Source organism: Pelotomaculum schinkii, assembly GCF_004369205.1.
Taxonomy (GTDB): Bacteria; Bacillota; Desulfotomaculia; order Desulfotomaculales; family Pelotomaculaceae; genus Pelotomaculum_C; species Pelotomaculum_C schinkii.
Genome location: NZ_QFGA01000001.1, coordinates 1,135,832 through 1,151,078 on the forward strand (window position 1 = coordinate 1,135,832; position 15,247 = coordinate 1,151,078).

Sequence of the window (15,247 nt, forward strand, 5' to 3'; positions counted from 1 at the left end):
TTACTTTAAGACAATCACATTCATTTGTGAATGCTTCTCCAGCAGGATTGGTATGCCCTTGAGGCGAATATATGTCTATTTTTTTGCTTTTATCAAAGCATATTATTCATTATGCACAGACCATCCTCTCTGGAGAAAAGGGAGGTTTTTTTATGCTTCTATTAGAGGCGAACAATATCAAAAAACAATATGGAGACCGTCTGGTTTTCAGTATCGATAGTTTAAAAATTTACCAAAACGACCGGATTGGTGTTGTCGGCATCAATGGCTGCGGGAAAACGACGCTCTTAAATGTTTTAACCGGTAATGAGTTTCCCGGGGAGGGGACAGTACGGCGTTACGGCGGACACGCCTATATCACCCAATTGGATGATCCCCCTGACCGTGCTTTGGACCGGATGATGGGTAAAAAGTTTCGCGTTCCTGATAGCGAATGGGAAACTATGAGCGGTGGAGAAAAGACCCGTTTAAAAATTGCCCGGGGATTCAGTGCCCCCTGTTCAATCCTGTTTGCAGACGAACCCACCTGCAACCTTGACCTGGACGGGATCCGGCTGCTGGAAGAACAGCTAAAAAAGTTCGAGGGAGCACTGGTGATAGTTTCCCACGACCGGTCCCTGATGGATGCGCTGTGCGCCAAAATACTGGAAATCGAAAGTGGAAAAGTGACCGAATACGCCGGCAACTACAGTGATTACAAGCGGCAGAAGGAGGCTGAAATCGAGAGGCGCCGGTTTGATTACGAACAGTATGTCAGGGAGAAGCACCGGCTGACCGCAGCCATCATAGAGATTAAGCAAAAATCTGTGGCGATGAAAAAAACACCATCCCGCATGGGCAACTCGGAAGCCCGGCTCCACAGGCGCAAGACAGGCCAAAAAATGGCCAAGGTGGATAGAGCGGCAGCGGCCATAGAAAAGAGAATCGGGCAGTTGGAGAAAAAAGAAAAACCGGCGAAACCTGTTGAGGTTAATATGTACTTGCAGGAACAAGGCCGGCTGTACTGCCGCTCAGTCATCACTGGGCAGGAAGTCAGCAAATCTTTTGGTAATAAGCTGCTGTTTGATAAAATCTGTTTTGAGGTGCCTGCCGGAAGAAAAGTCGCTCTGGTCGGGGACAACGGCAGCGGGAAAACTACTCTGCTCAAAATGATTGCGGCGGGAGAAAAAGGGATCACCTTGGCGCAAAATGCGCGTATAGGCTATTTCCGCCAGGATCTTGGCATTCTGGATGAAGAGAAAACGATTCTTGAGAATGTAATCAAAGATAGTGTTTTCACTCAGCGCGATGTTCGGTTGATGCTGGCGCAATTACTGTTTAAGGATGAATATGTCCATAAAAAGGTCAAAGTGTTGAGCGGGGGGGAAAGAGTAAAGGCAGCGCTGGCCAAAATCTTTGTCAGCGGGTATAACATTATTGTGCTGGATGAGCCAACCAATTACCTGGACATCTATTCTCTGGAAGCATTGGAAAAGGTAATGAAAGAATACATGGGCGCCATCTTGTTCGTATCTCATGACCGGAAGTTTATCGACGAAATTGCCGACCAGGTCATCGTCCTGCAAAAGGGAAAGGCCCTCCAGTATGCGGGGAATTACAGCGATTACCTGCAGTATATGGAGTCAAAAAACCAGCAAAAACCTGAACAAGAACGGATCATGCAACTGGAAAACCGTCTAAATGAAGTGGTCGGGCGTTTGTGCGTCTCAAAACAGGAAGATGTCGAAATTCTGAACACCGAGTATGAAATAATACTTAAAGAGTTAAAACGATTGAGAAAAAGTGGGTTATAGAAGCTTATCGACCTACTTGAAATTCCCCAAAAAAGATACCGGTAACGGAGCCAAAAATACTGTCTGGTATCATAAATCAAGTACTAAGACGGCGGTTATTAATTAATATAATCGCCGTATGTTTTTGCTATCACATGGGTCAACAATTAATAAGTCAATATTTATATTAATAAGTCAATTTTTATATTAATTTGTCTTATGAAATATTACATTAATGAGAGGAACTGCAAATTTTCCGCCGAAATTAACCATAAAAAGGAGGTATGGGTATGTTAAGAAAAACTGTCATGAGCATGGTACTTGTTTTCATCCTGACTCTAGCCCTTGGCCTGGTTACAGCGCAGGCTAAAACAACGGACAGCAAAACACCTGCAGTCGATGTCATGACCCAGGCAATCGGCTCGGCTGCGAAGGAAGCAGACAACAGCAGCAGCCTGGCTACCGTCACCAGGAAACAGATCAACGACAATATCTACGAGTACACTATGGTTATTAAAGTTGGGAAAGGTCAATATGATAAGATCGGCATTCACAGGATCGTAAAGGAAGAATCCCCTTGGGTCCCCATTGCGGCGGAAAAAGCAGTCATGATGATACATGGTGATTCCTGTAATTTTAACACTGCCTTCGGAACAATACCGGGTCAGCCGGCTTCGGACTCCCTGAGCGCCTTTTTAGCGCAAAAGGGCGTTGACGTCTGGGGAATCGACCTGCGGTGGACATTTGTCCCCGATACTGCAACCGACTTCTCATTTATGAAAAAATGGGATACATCAAGGCACATTAAGGACATCAAGCTAGCCGTGAAGTTTGCCAGAGCTGTCAGAGCACTGACCGGAAGCGGTCATGGGAAAATTTTCATGCTCGGTCATAGCCGGGGCGCCCAGTTCTTATACGCCTATGCCAATAGGGAATCACAACTACCGGAACCTGCCCGCGACCTCAAAGGGATTATCCCCATGGACATGGTCTACAAGTTTTCTCCGGCAGACAGTCAACTGGCCCAGGCAGCCCTGGAACGTTACCAGGCCTATAAATCCCTGTACGACTCCGGAACCTACGTGAACAGTGACGGGCAGAATCTCAAGGGCCTGGCCTGGTTGACTGCTTCCGATCCCGATGGAATATCCCCAATAATTCCGGGGTTTACCAACAAACAGGCTGCCCTGTCTGTATTAACTGCAACCTATGCCACCTACCAGCCCCTTCAGCCTATCACCCCTTTCTACCACTACCTTGCTGGTACATTTGACGAGAACGGCTTCCCGGATGGACTCCAGTATGTAGAGCAAATGGACAAGATTTTAGGAATCGCCCTTGCCAGTCCCAGTTTCCAAAGTATGGGGGAGATTATCGACGGAGAGGCCATCATTAGTGGCGCTGTTGACGTGCCCTATGACGATCACCTGGCCGACATCAAGCTTCCTGTGCTTTACGTGGGTGCGGCTGGAGGTATGGGAGAATACGGAGTCTATACCACCACCCTGCTGGGAAGCAGTGATGTAACAGTACAAGTAGTCACCTTGCTGCCGGCAGAGGCCAAAGCGCTGGACTACGGGCACGCCGACTTAATTTGGGCGGATAACGCTGAAGAGCTGGTTTGGGAGCCGATCTACAACTGGCTTGAGCTCCGATAAACACGTGAGGGAAGCTGCACAACAATATCAATCAGCGCCATATCGGCGCTGATTTTCATTATCGCGGTTGTAGAAGCTTATAGCTTTACTTAAATTTAAATAATATATATAATACTGGTAATAGGTTAAGAGCTTTGGTCTGGCATCACAAAATTCAATATTATGACGGCGGTTATTAAATAACGTAATCGCCGTATGTTTTTGCTGTTTTTTTATCAGGAGAAGTTCATGGAAAGGTGGTTTTGCAATGCCCAGGCAAATATTTATAACAGCAATAGATCAAGAAAGATTACAGAAACTCATAAATGAAGCAAAAGAGTTTAATGCAGGCAGCAAAGAATACCTCAAAAACCTTGAGCGGGAACTAAAACGGGCACATGTGGTAGCTTCCGAAAAAATTCCTCATAATGTGATTACCATGAATTCAAAGGTATCGTTGAAAGACTTAGACTCCGCTGAAAAAATGATTTATACGCTGGTTTACCCCTCTGACGCCAACCTGCTGGAAAACAAGATTTCTATACTGGCGCCTGTAGGGACGGCAATTCTCGGCTTCCGTGAGGGAGATGTCATTGAATGGGAAGTTCCTGATGGCCGGGTTAGGCTGGAAGTAGAAAAGATCATTTACCAGCCGGAGGCAGCCGGTGATTTTGATTTGTAGAAAAAGCCCCATTTACGGGGCTTTTCCTTTTCTTATGATTCCATTTGCTTGGCCAGAAACCCGGCTGCCGTTTCAGCCAGCTTGGTTTCCAGGTTCCCCAGCGCTACCCCTGGTTCTTTGGCAGCGATAATTACCGCGCCCACTGGATCACCTTCGGTAATAATCGGCGCTACCACTGCGGAACTGTAACTAATGTCCTCATCAGCAGTTAGAAAACAAGGTTCATTAAATACTACCATCTTTCTTTCAGTCATTACTTTTTCGACATCCGGGCTAACCTGTTTATTCATCAACTGCTTTTTAGGCGCCCCTGCGACAGCTATGATGGTATCCTTATCAGCAATACATGATATCTGGCCTAGTGATTCATTTAGTGAATCGGCATATTCTGTGGCAAATTCACCCAATTCACCTATCGGCGAGTACTTCTTTAAGATAACCTCCCCTTCTCTATCGGTAAATATTTCGAGGGGATCTCCTTCCCTGATCCTCATTGTCCGCCTGATTTCCTTCGGTATCACTACCCGGCCTAAATCGTCAATACGGCGAACGATTCCTGTTGCCTTCATCTTCTCTGTCACCCCCTTTCACTGTATTATACGCAGACATACCTTAAATTAATCAGGATAGGAAAACAATCTTATTTAGGGTATTTGCCAACAAATCTCCCATTCTCTGCAGTAAAGCTTATGAACTCCATTAATTACGTCCACATCTGCATAAAATGCCTGGGCTGCAAAATGCTACCGCCTGAAAGAAGCAACTTTTCATACCTTCATTTGCCATTATGCACGGTCACAGACTGTGCAATTTTGGCGCGGAATGGAAGGTTTTATCGAAGTCAAGGGACTGAAGTTGATTAACACCCCCTATGCTTTTCTTGGCAATTACCCCGGTTCCGTTATTAGTTTTCGCGAAAATGGAATTTATATTAATAAAAGATTTTCCAATTTGTGGTAGCACTGTAAAAACAACTTCCCCCTTGCCTTTGGTTAACGTAGGCGCTCGCCAGCCCGTTCGGGACTTTCACCTTATAGATGACACCCATGCCGGTCGTATACAAGCAAAAGCAGCCGTTTGGAAAACGGCTGCTTTTGCTGTGTTTCAATTATATATAAAAGAAACCTTTTATACTATAATTTAACAACATTTGAGGCCTGAGGGCCACGGTTGCCTTGGACAATGTCGAACTCCACGCTTTGACCTTCGTCAAGGGTTTTGAAACCTTCAGTTTGAATGGAGGAGAAATGTACAAATACATCCCTGCCCTCTTCAGTTTCAATAAACCCAAAGCCCTTGTCCGGATTAAACCATTTAACCTTACCAATCATGCTTTTACCTTACCTCCTAAATTTACCTCTTTTGAGGCCAACAACCCAAGTATACACCATGGCCGTCAAAATGCAAAGATAAAATTTTACATTTATCTTGTTAAATCTTTACCATTATAACCCGAAATCTCCTTTATTATTCAGCCGGCTCAAAATTTTTACAACAAACATTAATGGGATAGAAGTCACTAAGCGCTATAAGACCTCTATCCCCTATATTTAACAATTCAAGCAAGCATTGCCTCAATTCTTCTGTTTACATCGTCCCAGTTAATCAAATTCCACCAGGCCTCAACCCAGGCGGCCCTTTTGTTCTGGTATTTCAGGTAGTAAGCATGTTCCCAAACGTCTATTGTCAGCAAAGGCGCCACGCCCCACTGGGTCAGGTTCTGATGCTTTTCTGCTGTTAAGATGCTCAGTTCCTTAAAAGCCGGATTATAGCACAATACCACCCAGCCTGAACCCTCAACAGCAACGGCCGCTGCCGAAAACTGCTTTTTGAACGTTTCAAAGCTCCCAAAATGCTGCTCAATCAACTCAGCCGCTTTTCCGGTCGCCGGACCACCCCCGTTTGGCTTCATGTTATTCCAAAAGAGCGTGTGCAGGAGGTGGCCCGATCCATGGAAAGCCAGTTCCCTTTCCCAGTGCTTGATGAGGGAAAAATCACTCTTATCCCTGGCTTCCGCCAGTTTGGCTTCAGCATTGTTGAGGCCGTCTACATAGGCCTTGTGGTGAGCGTCATGGTGCAGACGCACAGTCTGTTCATCGTAGTAAGGCTCAAGAGCGTTGTAGTCATAAGGGAGCGCCGGTAGTTCATGCTTTGCCATTCATAATAAGCCTCCTTGTTATAATATCGCGGCAATGCTTTGATAGAATTCCTTCACCGCTTTGAGCCTGCGGTTCACAGCCTCCCACCGGACCAATTTCAAAAAGCTGTCAACATAGTCATCTCGTGTCGAAAAAACTTTGCAGTAGGCGTGCTCATAGACGTCCAGGACCAGCAGGGGCAAAACGGACCATACACCTTCGGAATGGTCATCTGCAAAGAAATTCCTCAGGACACCGTCTTTCAGATCAAAACCAAGGACCACCCAACCCCTTGAACACCTGGCCAGCCCGGCAAATTGTTTTTCCCATTCCTGCTTTGAACCAAAATCCCGTTCAAGCAATGACATTACCTCTGCTGACGGTTGGGAATCCTCATTACCAATATTGCCGAAATACAAATCATGCAGCCTGACTGAATTCAACGCATAAGCTTGTTCCTTTTTCAAAGAACGAAGCGGGCAGTAGGTGGGGTCCACACAGGTAGTATCGGCCCTGATTAGCCGGGCCTCAATTTCCTTGAGTTTGGCCGCGTGCACCTCAGGATAAAGCCTGTTATGTTCTTCCAGTTGCTCTTTTGAAAATTTAGGAGGGTCATTTGTATTGCCGCCAAACCTCATTAGCCACCCCCCTTTTTATACTTCCATAATATTTTAAGCAGCTTACAACTGAATTACAAAAATATTAATAATTTATTAATATTAGGTCTTCTACGTACACTCTTCACTCTCAAATTTGTACCCAATGCCCCAGACAGTTTTGATATAGCAGGGGTTTGACGGATCTTTCTCCAGCTTTTCCCTCAGCCTCCTGATATGGACGGTTACAGTATTATCATCCCCATAAAAAGCGCTGTCCCAAACCTGATCCAGGAGATTAGCCTTGGTGAATACCTTGTTGGGGTTGGAAGCCATTAACCACAAGACTTCGAACTCCTTGGGGGTCAGTTCAATCTTAAGGTTGTTTTGCGTTACTATGCGCTTGCTGTAATCCAGGATAAGGCCATCATATTTCAGGACCTGTCTTTGCTGTTTAGCCGGTTCACCAAGCCTTCGCAAAACAGCTTTAATGCGCAGGGCCAGTTCGGTCGGGCTGAACGGCTTGGTCTGGTAGTCATCGACGCCCATCCGGAACCCGACTACCTTATCGACCTCATCGCTCCGGGCCGACAATATAATCACCGGCATATCATGATACTGCGCCTTTAGCTTCTGGAAGGTTTCGAAACCATCCATGCCCGGCATCATGATATCCAAAACCACCAGTTCGGGTGGCTGGCGCCGCGCTTTTTGCAGCGCCTCTTCACCGCTAGCGGCCAAAATCACTTCAAACCCTTCCTTGCTAAGTGTATGCTGCAAGATCTTCTGTATTTTCGGGTCATCGTCAACCGCCAGTATACGTGGCATTGATCAAAACACCTCCCCCAGAATTTCCCGTCCAGCCACAGGCAGTGTAAAGGTGAAAACGCTACCCTGCGAACGCCTGCTGGATACTGTTATATTCCCTCCGTTTAACTCAACAAGCTTCTTGGCCAGAGTCAGGCCGATACCGGTTCCGCCGAAGTTCCTTGAGGCGGCGCCGTCAACCTGATAGAAAGGGTTGAATATTTTTTCCAGATCCCGCTCGTCTATGCCGATGCCGGAATCCTTGACCGATATGTTGACGGAGTCAGTCGCTTCTTCCAGACCTGCCTCAACAATAACGATCCCGTTCGGCGCCGTAAATTTGAGGGCATTGGACATAAGGTTGGTTAAGACCTGTCCGGCCTTGTCTTTGTCCGCCAAGACCTTAATACCCCCGGGGCAGGGGATTGTCTCGAGGACTACACCTTTATTTTGAAACAGCGGAGCCATACGGCGCACAATGTCCTCGATTAACTCAGCTACTAAAAACTCTTCTTTATATACCACGGTCTTACCGGCCGCGATTTTGGAAAGGTCCAGAAAGCCGTTAATCCTGACCAGCAGTTCCTTGCCGCTGTCGTTGATTTCATTCAGGTAATCCTTCTGTAAATCATTCAACTCGCCGGCAGCCGGGTCCATCAATAGTTCTGTAAAGGCAATAATGGCAGACAGGGGCGTACGCAACTCATGGTTGGTATTGGCGAGAAATTCATCTTTGAGACGGTCCTGTTCCTGCAGTTGCCGGTTGGCGTGCGCCAGCAGTTCTCTTTGTTCAGCCAGCTTGCTGTTGGTCTCATAAAGCATGCCTACGGCTTCATCCGAAAGAGCCTTGAAAATAAAAGCATAGGAAAACACTTTAAATACATGTCCCAGCAGGTTATATACGTCATACGCGTTGCTGTAAAAGGTAAAGGCCACCTCACTAAGTGCCCCGAGGACGAGGGCGAGACACAGGTAATAATCCTGTTTGGCTACTTGCTTCTTTTGAAGCAGCTTTGCCGCGGCCAGCAGCAGTAAAAAAATCACAACATATTCTAAGATCACCTTGATCTGGGTCTGACTGCCGGCAACTGGATTATACATGGGGGGGAGAATCGGCAGGAACAAGGCTACCGCCACAATCAGTACCAAAGTAGCCAGACTAAAAGAGGTCAACAGTAAAGTAACCTGTCCCACCTTCTTTACCTTACTGCCGCAAAAAATTGCCGCAACCAATCCAGAGCTGAGTAACAGGTTAAATATTATCCAGTAGGTAGATGCCTTGTTAACTGAGTTTGGCGTAATAAAAGCGGGCATACCCAGGTAAGATACAGCGTGGGCAAATTCAATAAGAGCTACCCCGCCAAAGGTGAGGCACAATATCAGCATTCTTAATTCATGCTTGTACTTATAATCGTACCAGCTCATGAGGGAAGAACAGACGGCCACGATGATACCCACAAACTCCATCACCATATGGACACCGGGGTAAACATCTTTATTAACAACCACATAAAACCTTCCCGCCAAAAAAGTAAGGAAAAGGAAGAACAAGACCGACAAGGCCAGCTTGGGCAGAAAGCTTTTGTCTGTTAGAACACGTTCCTTTACTAAACCGGCAGTAAACAATTGGAGTAGTCCTCTCTTTTTGGATAATCTCTTACCAGGTACCGTCCATGATCTTTCAATCACGAACTTATCAATGAAATTCGCTCAAAATGACAAGATACCTTTAAAAAACTGAAACCTCTGGCGTGACAATAAGAAAAGCGCCGTTAACTCATCTGAGGCACAGGCGCTCCAGTTTTTTTCAAGATAGTTACACACGCCGCTATCGCGGCGGCGTGTATTATGAAAACACCAGCGATGTAGGCGCGATTTCAATCCCACACGGCGAGCGGCGCCGAACTTGGGATCTAAAGTAACTTTTGTGCGAATGAATTCGCACCTACATTTCAGGGTAGTTCTATATACCGCATTATACCTTGGGATATAGTCGAAAATGTTGTTATGAAGATAAAAAATTCTCTTTACCCTGAAGGTGATATACATGCTTTCTTATCTGCTGGTACTGCTGTTTTGCACCATGGATCATTTATTTACCTGCTGGGAGCTCGGTACAGCATTGGCTCATGAATTAAACCCCTTACTGATAGGCCTGATGAGCCTGCCCGTGAGTACATCGCTGCCGTTAAGGCTGCTCTGGATCCTTGCAGCGCTCCTGGCATTGCGCTTCTTAACCAGATTTGAACCGGCCTTCATCGAAAAGTGCCTGGGTGTCCTGGTTGTGGTATACGGCCTGGTTATAGCATACCACGGCACGGTTATTTACAGAATTGTACATACCGTCTGGTACGTTAACCTTTCAGGCTGTGGCTAAACTAATTTTTACAGCGTCAGCAGTCTGCCGTTTTTTTTCAGCCAGGCCCGGTGTACTCTGTAGCCGGGGTAGATTTGTTCAACCAACGCCCAAAACTTTTTGGAATGGTTCATCTCCACCAGGTGGGCCAGTTCATGTGCGACAATATAATCCAGAACCGGCAGGGGGGCCATCACCAACCGCCAGTTAAAATTCAGGTTTTTTTGCTGTGAACAGCTGCCCCAGCGGGTTTTTTGTCCCTTGATAAACACCCGGTTAAAGGACAGTTTTAACTTTTCATTCATTACCCGTATTCTCTGGTTAATCAAAAGCCGGGCCATTTGGCGCAGCCACCGCTCCAGTACTGCGGAGGCGTTCCCCTCCAATCCAGGCGGAAGCACCACTACCAGCCTGGCCTCCTCCACTTCTACCGCGCCGGTAGAGCCAGTCTCTACACGGGTCTCAACCAGGTACTGCCTGCCCCGGTAAAAAACAATGCGGCCTTGAGACTGGTTGGCCTGCCTCGCGGCAGTCAGACGAGCCGCAGCCTCCAGCTTTTGAAGGATCCAGGATTTCTTTCCCGTTAGAATATCTTTTAATTCAGCCAGGTTAAAAGCTTCGGGAGCCACTACCTCAAGAGCGCAGGAATCCAGGCGCACCTGCAGGAGCAGGCGCCTGGCCCGGCTGCTTATCCTTACAGTATAAGGAACTATACAGCCGTCAAGAATAATTGAATCCCTCATTTCCCGAGATGAAGACATAACAACTCCCTGACTCTGGCGGCGCGCTGACTATACAGGACGGGACGCTAATTTCCGGGCTTCTTACTGGCTGCAGCAGGAACCAGGACCCGGGCACTCTTGAGGATTGGCAGCGCCGCAGCAGGACTTAAGTTCATCATTGGCCGGCTTACCCACCGCACTGGGTAAAAAAGGAGCCGAGATTAGCTTTTTCAAATTGGTACTGCCACACGCCGCGCATTTCAACTCACTGTCCTTGCCCGGCAGGTGGATAATTTCAAATATTTTTTTACAGTCGCTGCATTTGTACTCAAAGATAGGCATACTTTACCTCCGTAATAGATTTAAAAACCTAACATATTTTCTGCGTTTTTTGTTTGAATCCTTCACGCTAAAAAAAAATACCTATTGCGAAGTTTCACCATATGCGGTCCCACGCCAGACTGTTGGGAACCACCCTGAAAATGTAGGTGCGAATTCATTCGCTCATGACCCCATAAAAATGCAGAAAAGTCCCTGTAGAAGTCCCTTAAACTGCTCCGCAGTGCAAGTGCGATTGAAACCGCACCACATAAAGACTGGACAACTTATGAATAAAAATGGTATTCATTTTTCTGATGGTACCGTACCATTCGTATGGAAGTTATTCTGCAACAGGGACCCTGCGCAGTTCAAAAATTACCGGACGGTCAGGATCGGGGCAGGCCCAGGTGGTGCATTCACTATCCTCGCTCCACGGGAAATTGCCTCCGTACAGGAGCGCAGCCACGGCTGAGCGAAGTGAATCATAAGCAAACTGGCACAGTCCTCCGGGGGTAAACTGGGTAAATTCAAAACTCTCCCCCACCTTATGACCGTAAGAACAGCTTCCCTCTCCACGAATTTCCACAATTGTGGCGATAACCTTGAACTTATACATTTTGAGCCCTCCCGCCAGGTTAAAGCATTATTTTACGTCCGTTAAATTCTCTTGCCGGTAGACTCATTCCTGCCGCAACAAGGAAATTGCTTTTAGAAATGATGCATTAACTGAACTGGCCTGAACATAATATTTATATGAGCAAACACAGATGTCACGTTGACCGAAAAAGAAATGAATACGGTAACGCTCTGTCCAAGGCGCGCCTTGAGCGGATGGAGCGTCTTAACAAAAACGCTCCCCTGGTTGAATACAATCTCCAAACCTTTTCGGGAAAATTTGAAATTTACGACCCCAATAAGAACAAGGGGAGAAAAAGTAATATTTTACTATAATATCATAACCCCCGCGGGTTACAGACAACCGTCGGTTCGCTGCGCTATTCAATCTTTTATGTAAGTCTGCGCGCTATGGAACGTACGCAAGCGCCGTAGCGCGGGTCTAATGTTTTTTTCCGAAGGATGTATAAATCAAACCGAAACAGTTCATACTATAGCCAAAGGTCTCTAAAGGCGCCTGACGCCGGGGGACCTTATATTTTTGAATTATCTTATCACAAATTAACCTTTTTTTCACCTGGATTAATTATTATGAAGCCTGCAGAAAAAACCATAAAAAATTCCTTGACATCTCCAGGTACTTGGTGTAAATTGTAACCATAAACTATACCAATTAAGTCCACAATAACTCTTAGATAAGGTAGAGTATGAGACTAAATCAGGCGACAGACTACGCTATGCGGGCAATCCTGTACCTTTCGGGGGTGCCTTACGGGCAGGTGGTAGAAGCAAAGCTAATAGCCGAAGAAGAAAATATACCTATCCGTTTTTTGTTAAAAATCTTGCGTCTTCTGACTAAAGACGGGATCGTCGACTCCCACCGGGGTGTCAACGGAGGCTATGCCCTGGCCAGGCATCCATCAAAAATAACCTTGCTGGACGTAGTTGAAGCCATTGAAGGTCCCATAGCTATTAACCGTTGTCTCTACGCCCCGGAAGAATGTAGCAAGCGTTTCAGCGAGCACTGTCCTGTGCACGAGGCTCTTTTTGAGCTCCAAAAGTCCATAACGGAGCACCTTAGCCGCTACAATTTCCAAATGCTCCGGGAGCGGGTGAAATGATTCACCCTTTTATGAAAAGCAATAGTGTACCATTTTGGTATACAATTATTTTTACCCAAATGTATACCAAATGAGTTCACTTCATTAAAAGGAGGGAAATTAAAATTGTCCATCTGTATGTCCGCTGACAAAATCCTTTACGACTTCCTGACATTAAAAAGTGACTTGGAGACATCCTTTAACCGTGTGCCCGACCAGGCCGTTAAATGCGGCTTCGGCATGCAGGGGGTGTGCTGCAGGCTTTGTGCCAACGGTCCCTGCCGGATTACTCCCACTTCGCCCCGGGGCGTCTGCGGCGCTTCACCGGACACCATGGTGGCCAGGAACTTTCTGCGGGCTGTGGCGGCAGGAGCTGCCTGCTACTTGCACATCGTTGAAAACGCGGCCGTAAATTTGCGGGAGATTGGCAGGGGCAACACCGACCTGCCTCTGAAAGGAGCCGCCCTTCTGCTCGAAATGGCTGAACGCCTTGGGGTTGCCGGTACTGATGAAAAACAAAAGGCAGCAAATCTGGCTGACCTGGTACTGGCAGATTTATACCGCCCTCGCAGTGAAAAAATGCAATTGGTAAAGAAATTAGCCTACGGTCCGCGCTACGATAAGTGGCAGGAGCTGGGCATCCTGCCAGGCGGCGCCAAGTCTGAAGTATTTGACGCTATAGTCAAGAGCAGCACCAATTTATCCAGTGATCCTCTCGACATGCTGCTCCACGTCCTGCGCCTTGGCATTGCCACCGGCTTGTACGGACTGGCTATGACCAACCGGATTAACGACATGATCTGGGGAGAACCGGAAATCAGGACGGCCAGGGCAGGCTTCGGAGTGGTAGACCCGGATTATATCAACATCATGGTTACCGGACACCAGCAGTCCCTGGTGGGCATACTGCAGGATGCCTTACTGTCTCCCGAAGCCGACACAAAAGCCAAAGCCTGTGGGGCAAAAGGCTACAAGATTGTCGGATCTACGTGCGTCGGGCAGGATATGCAACTGCGGGGAGCGCACTGTGCAGATGTATTTGCGGGCCATACCGGCAACAACTTTACCAGCGAGGCGCTGGTAGCCACCGGCGCCATAGATCTGTTGGTATCTGAATTCAACTGTACCCTGCCGGGGATTGAAACAATTTGCGAGCAAATGCAGGTACCGCAATTTTGCCTGGACGATGTGGCCAAGAAGAAAAATGCTGGATACCTAACCTTTGATATAAAGGATCGCCACAGCATCGCCGGGATAATTATACAGGTGGGCGCTGAGAGTTTTACGGCCAGGCGTAAACATGTAACCATCACCGTACCTGCTCACGGTTACGGGGATGTGCTTACCGGTTTTAGTGAAAAAACCCTGAAGAGCTTCCTGGGCGGCAGTTACAAACCCCTTATAGAACTGATTGCCGCAGGCAAAATTAAGGGCATTGCTGCTGTAGTGGGCTGTTCCAACCTGACCGCCGGCGGGCACGATGTTTTCACCGTGGGAATGACCAGAGAATTAATCAAACGCGACATTATCGTGCTCTCGGCCGGCTGCACCAGCGGAGCCCTGGAGAATGTAGGTTTAATGTCCCCATCAGCAGCGGAACAAGCCGGGGTAAACTTAAAAGAAGTCTGCCTGCAATTGGGAATACCCCCTGTGCTCAATTTTGGCCCCTGCCTGGCCATCGGCCGCCTGGAGGAAACAGCGGCAGACATCGCGGCCGAACTGGGTGTGGACCTGCCGCAGTTGCCGCTGGTTCTCTCGGCGCCTCAGTGGCTGGAAGAACAAGCCCTGGCGGACGGCGCCTTCGGCCTGGCCCTGGGACTTACCTTGCATCTGGCCATCCCTCCCTTTATTACCGGCAGTGAAATGGTCACCAAGGTGCTGACCGGCGACCTTGAACAATTAACCGGCGGCCGCGTGATCGTCGACGGAGATATTATTTCAACAGTCAACCAGTTGGAAGCGGTGATAAATGCCAAAAGATCGGGCTTGGGCCTGTAAGAGGTGAGAAAAAATGCTGAGGATATTCATTAAGCCGGAGCTGTGCGCCGGATGCAAGAATTGTCAGGTGACCTGCCTGGCCGAACACAGCCCGTCCCGTTCGGTCTGGCTGGTTAACCTTTCCGATCAGGGCAGCCGGCCGCGCAATTTTGTTGAACTGAATAACGAAGGGCAGCCCGTGCCTCTGTCTTGCCGGCACTGCGATGAACCGGAGTGTGTCAACTCCTGTATGTCGGGGGCGCTTTACAAAGACCCCGCAACCGGTATAGTCGCCCATAATCCGGAACAATGCGCCGGCTGCTGGATGTGCGTAATGTCCTGCCCCTTTGGCATGATCTTCCCGGATGCTAGAGAAAACAAGGTTTCCGTCAAATGCGACTTTTGCGCCGGTCGGGATAAACCACGCTGCGTTGAAGCCTGTCTCACGGGAGCGATTACATTAATTGAGGTACCTTCGTCGAACATAGATGGAAAGTATCCCAACCTGGCAAGGGGTGAGTAAA

Annotated in this window: 16 protein-coding genes; 7 read left to right on the forward strand and 9 right to left on the reverse strand. The window is 47.7% G+C overall.

Annotated elements, in window-relative coordinates; translation table 11 throughout:
- Positions 1 to 152: 152 nt before the first annotated feature.
- The 3 genes from abc-f (at position 153) to rnk (ending at position 4,091) form a co-directional block, all read left to right on the forward strand.
- Positions 153 to 1,793, forward strand: a complete 1,641-nt coding sequence (abc-f, locus tag Psch_RS05435; protein ID WP_190239409.1) for a ribosomal protection-like ABC-F family protein — start codon at positions 153 to 155, stop codon at positions 1,791 to 1,793.
- Between the two features lie 269 nt (positions 1,794 to 2,062).
- Positions 2,063 to 3,430, forward strand: a complete 1,368-nt coding sequence (locus Psch_RS05440) for an alpha/beta fold hydrolase (protein ID WP_190239410.1) — start codon at positions 2,063 to 2,065, stop codon at positions 3,428 to 3,430.
- Between the two features lie 247 nt (positions 3,431 to 3,677).
- Complete coding sequence (rnk, locus tag Psch_RS05445) at positions 3,678 to 4,091, forward strand: nucleoside diphosphate kinase regulator (RefSeq protein WP_134217772.1); 414 nt, start codon at positions 3,678 to 3,680, stop codon at positions 4,089 to 4,091.
- Between the two features lie 32 nt (positions 4,092 to 4,123).
- On the opposite strand, the gene spoVT is transcribed toward rnk, so the two are convergent.
- From spoVT to Psch_RS05475, 6 genes are all read right to left on the reverse strand, one after another.
- A complete protein-coding gene (gene spoVT / locus Psch_RS05450; RefSeq protein WP_190239411.1) occupies positions 4,124 to 4,660 on the reverse strand; it encodes a stage V sporulation protein T in 537 nt (178 codons plus the stop codon).
- A 564-nt stretch (positions 4,661 to 5,224) separates the two neighbouring features.
- Complete coding sequence (locus Psch_RS05455; RefSeq protein ID WP_134217774.1) at positions 5,225 to 5,422, reverse strand: cold-shock protein; 198 nt, start codon at positions 5,420 to 5,422, stop codon at positions 5,225 to 5,227.
- A gap of 227 nt (positions 5,423 to 5,649) precedes the next feature.
- On the reverse strand, positions 5,650 to 6,249 hold the full coding sequence (locus Psch_RS05460; RefSeq protein WP_190239412.1) for a superoxide dismutase: 600 nt from the start codon (positions 6,247 to 6,249) through the stop codon (positions 5,650 to 5,652).
- Between the two features lie 18 nt (positions 6,250 to 6,267).
- Positions 6,268 to 6,867, reverse strand: a complete 600-nt coding sequence (locus Psch_RS05465) for a superoxide dismutase (protein ID WP_190239413.1) — start codon at positions 6,865 to 6,867, stop codon at positions 6,268 to 6,270.
- Positions 6,868 to 6,957: 90 nt separating this feature from the next.
- Complete coding sequence (locus Psch_RS05470; RefSeq protein WP_190239414.1) at positions 6,958 to 7,653, reverse strand: response regulator transcription factor; 696 nt, start codon at positions 7,651 to 7,653, stop codon at positions 6,958 to 6,960.
- A gap of 3 nt (positions 7,654 to 7,656) precedes the next feature.
- Positions 7,657 to 9,258, reverse strand: a complete 1,602-nt coding sequence (locus Psch_RS05475) for a sensor histidine kinase (protein ID WP_190239415.1) — start codon at positions 9,256 to 9,258, stop codon at positions 7,657 to 7,659.
- A gap of 421 nt (positions 9,259 to 9,679) precedes the next feature.
- Here Psch_RS05475 and Psch_RS05480 point away from each other — a divergent pair, with 421 nt between their 5' ends.
- Positions 9,680 to 10,009: a DUF5658 family protein gene (locus Psch_RS05480; protein ID WP_190239416.1), complete on the forward strand. Its 330-nt coding sequence runs from the start codon at positions 9,680 to 9,682 to the stop codon at positions 10,007 to 10,009.
- Positions 10,010 to 10,017: 8 nt separating this feature from the next.
- On the opposite strand, the gene Psch_RS05485 is transcribed toward Psch_RS05480, so the two are convergent.
- The 3 genes from Psch_RS05485 to Psch_RS05495 all read right to left on the reverse strand — a co-directional run bounded on the left by Psch_RS05485 (position 10,018) and on the right by Psch_RS05495 (position 11,647).
- Entirely contained in the window at positions 10,018 to 10,749 is a 732-nt protein-coding gene (locus tag Psch_RS05485) for a M48 family metallopeptidase (protein WP_243123956.1), read from the reverse strand.
- Between the two features lie 63 nt (positions 10,750 to 10,812).
- The gene (locus Psch_RS05490) at positions 10,813 to 11,052 is read right to left on the reverse strand and encodes an FmdB family zinc ribbon protein (protein ID WP_190239417.1); all 240 of its coding nucleotides are present in this window, start codon (positions 11,050 to 11,052) and stop codon (positions 10,813 to 10,815) included.
- Positions 11,053 to 11,371: 319 nt separating this feature from the next.
- Positions 11,372 to 11,647, reverse strand: coding sequence for a TIGR04076 family protein (locus Psch_RS05495; protein ID WP_190239418.1), 276 nt, complete (start codon positions 11,645 to 11,647; stop codon positions 11,372 to 11,374).
- Between the two features lie 706 nt (positions 11,648 to 12,353).
- Here Psch_RS05495 and Psch_RS05500 point away from each other — a divergent pair.
- The 3 genes from Psch_RS05500 (at position 12,354) to Psch_RS05510 (ending at position 15,246) form a co-directional block, all read left to right on the forward strand.
- Positions 12,354 to 12,767, forward strand: a complete 414-nt coding sequence (locus Psch_RS05500) for an RrF2 family transcriptional regulator (protein WP_190239419.1) — start codon at positions 12,354 to 12,356, stop codon at positions 12,765 to 12,767.
- Positions 12,768 to 12,884: 117 nt separating this feature from the next.
- On the forward strand, positions 12,885 to 14,744 hold the full coding sequence (gene cooS, locus Psch_RS05505; protein WP_190240236.1) for an anaerobic carbon-monoxide dehydrogenase catalytic subunit: 1,860 nt from the start codon (positions 12,885 to 12,887) through the stop codon (positions 14,742 to 14,744).
- Between the two features lie 13 nt (positions 14,745 to 14,757).
- Positions 14,758 to 15,246 (forward strand): 4Fe-4S dicluster domain-containing protein, encoded by a 489-nt coding sequence (locus Psch_RS05510; RefSeq protein ID WP_190239420.1) that lies wholly within the window; start codon positions 14,758 to 14,760, stop codon positions 15,244 to 15,246.
- Position 15,247: the final 1 nt, after the last annotated feature.

Excerpts from the sequence above, each read along its gene's own strand:
- abc-f (WP_190239409.1), top strand. The coding sequence starts at position 153 with ATGCTTCTATTAGAGGCGAACAATATCAAAAAACAATATGGAGACCGT.
- Psch_RS05440 (WP_190239410.1), top strand. The coding sequence starts at position 2,063 with ATGTTAAGAAAAACTGTCATGAGCATGGTACTTGTTTTCATCCTGACT.
- rnk (WP_134217772.1), top strand. The coding sequence starts at position 3,678 with ATGCCCAGGCAAATATTTATAACAGCAATAGATCAAGAAAGATTACAG.
- spoVT (WP_190239411.1), bottom strand. The coding sequence starts at position 4,660 with ATGAAGGCAACAGGAATCGTTCGCCGTATTGACGATTTAGGCCGGGTA.
- Psch_RS05455 (WP_134217774.1), bottom strand. The coding sequence starts at position 5,422 with ATGATTGGTAAGGTTAAATGGTTTAATCCGGACAAGGGCTTTGGGTTT.
- Psch_RS05460 (WP_190239412.1), bottom strand. The coding sequence starts at position 6,249 with ATGGCAAAGCATGAACTACCGGCGCTCCCTTATGACTACAACGCTCTT.
- Psch_RS05465 (WP_190239413.1), bottom strand. The coding sequence starts at position 6,867 with ATGAGGTTTGGCGGCAATACAAATGACCCTCCTAAATTTTCAAAAGAG.
- Psch_RS05470 (WP_190239414.1), bottom strand. The coding sequence starts at position 7,653 with ATGCCACGTATACTGGCGGTTGACGATGACCCGAAAATACAGAAGATC.
- Psch_RS05480 (WP_190239416.1), top strand. The coding sequence starts at position 9,680 with ATGCTTTCTTATCTGCTGGTACTGCTGTTTTGCACCATGGATCATTTA.
- Psch_RS05485 (WP_243123956.1), bottom strand. The coding sequence starts at position 10,749 with ATGTCTTCATCTCGGGAAATGAGGGATTCAATTATTCTTGACGGCTGT.
- Psch_RS05490 (WP_190239417.1), bottom strand. The coding sequence starts at position 11,052 with ATGCCTATCTTTGAGTACAAATGCAGCGACTGTAAAAAAATATTTGAA.
- Psch_RS05495 (WP_190239418.1), bottom strand. The coding sequence starts at position 11,647 with ATGTATAAGTTCAAGGTTATCGCCACAATTGTGGAAATTCGTGGAGAG.
- Psch_RS05500 (WP_190239419.1), top strand. The coding sequence starts at position 12,354 with ATGAGACTAAATCAGGCGACAGACTACGCTATGCGGGCAATCCTGTAC.
- cooS (WP_190240236.1), top strand. The coding sequence starts at position 12,885 with ATGTCCGCTGACAAAATCCTTTACGACTTCCTGACATTAAAAAGTGAC.
- Psch_RS05510 (WP_190239420.1), top strand. The coding sequence starts at position 14,758 with ATGCTGAGGATATTCATTAAGCCGGAGCTGTGCGCCGGATGCAAGAAT.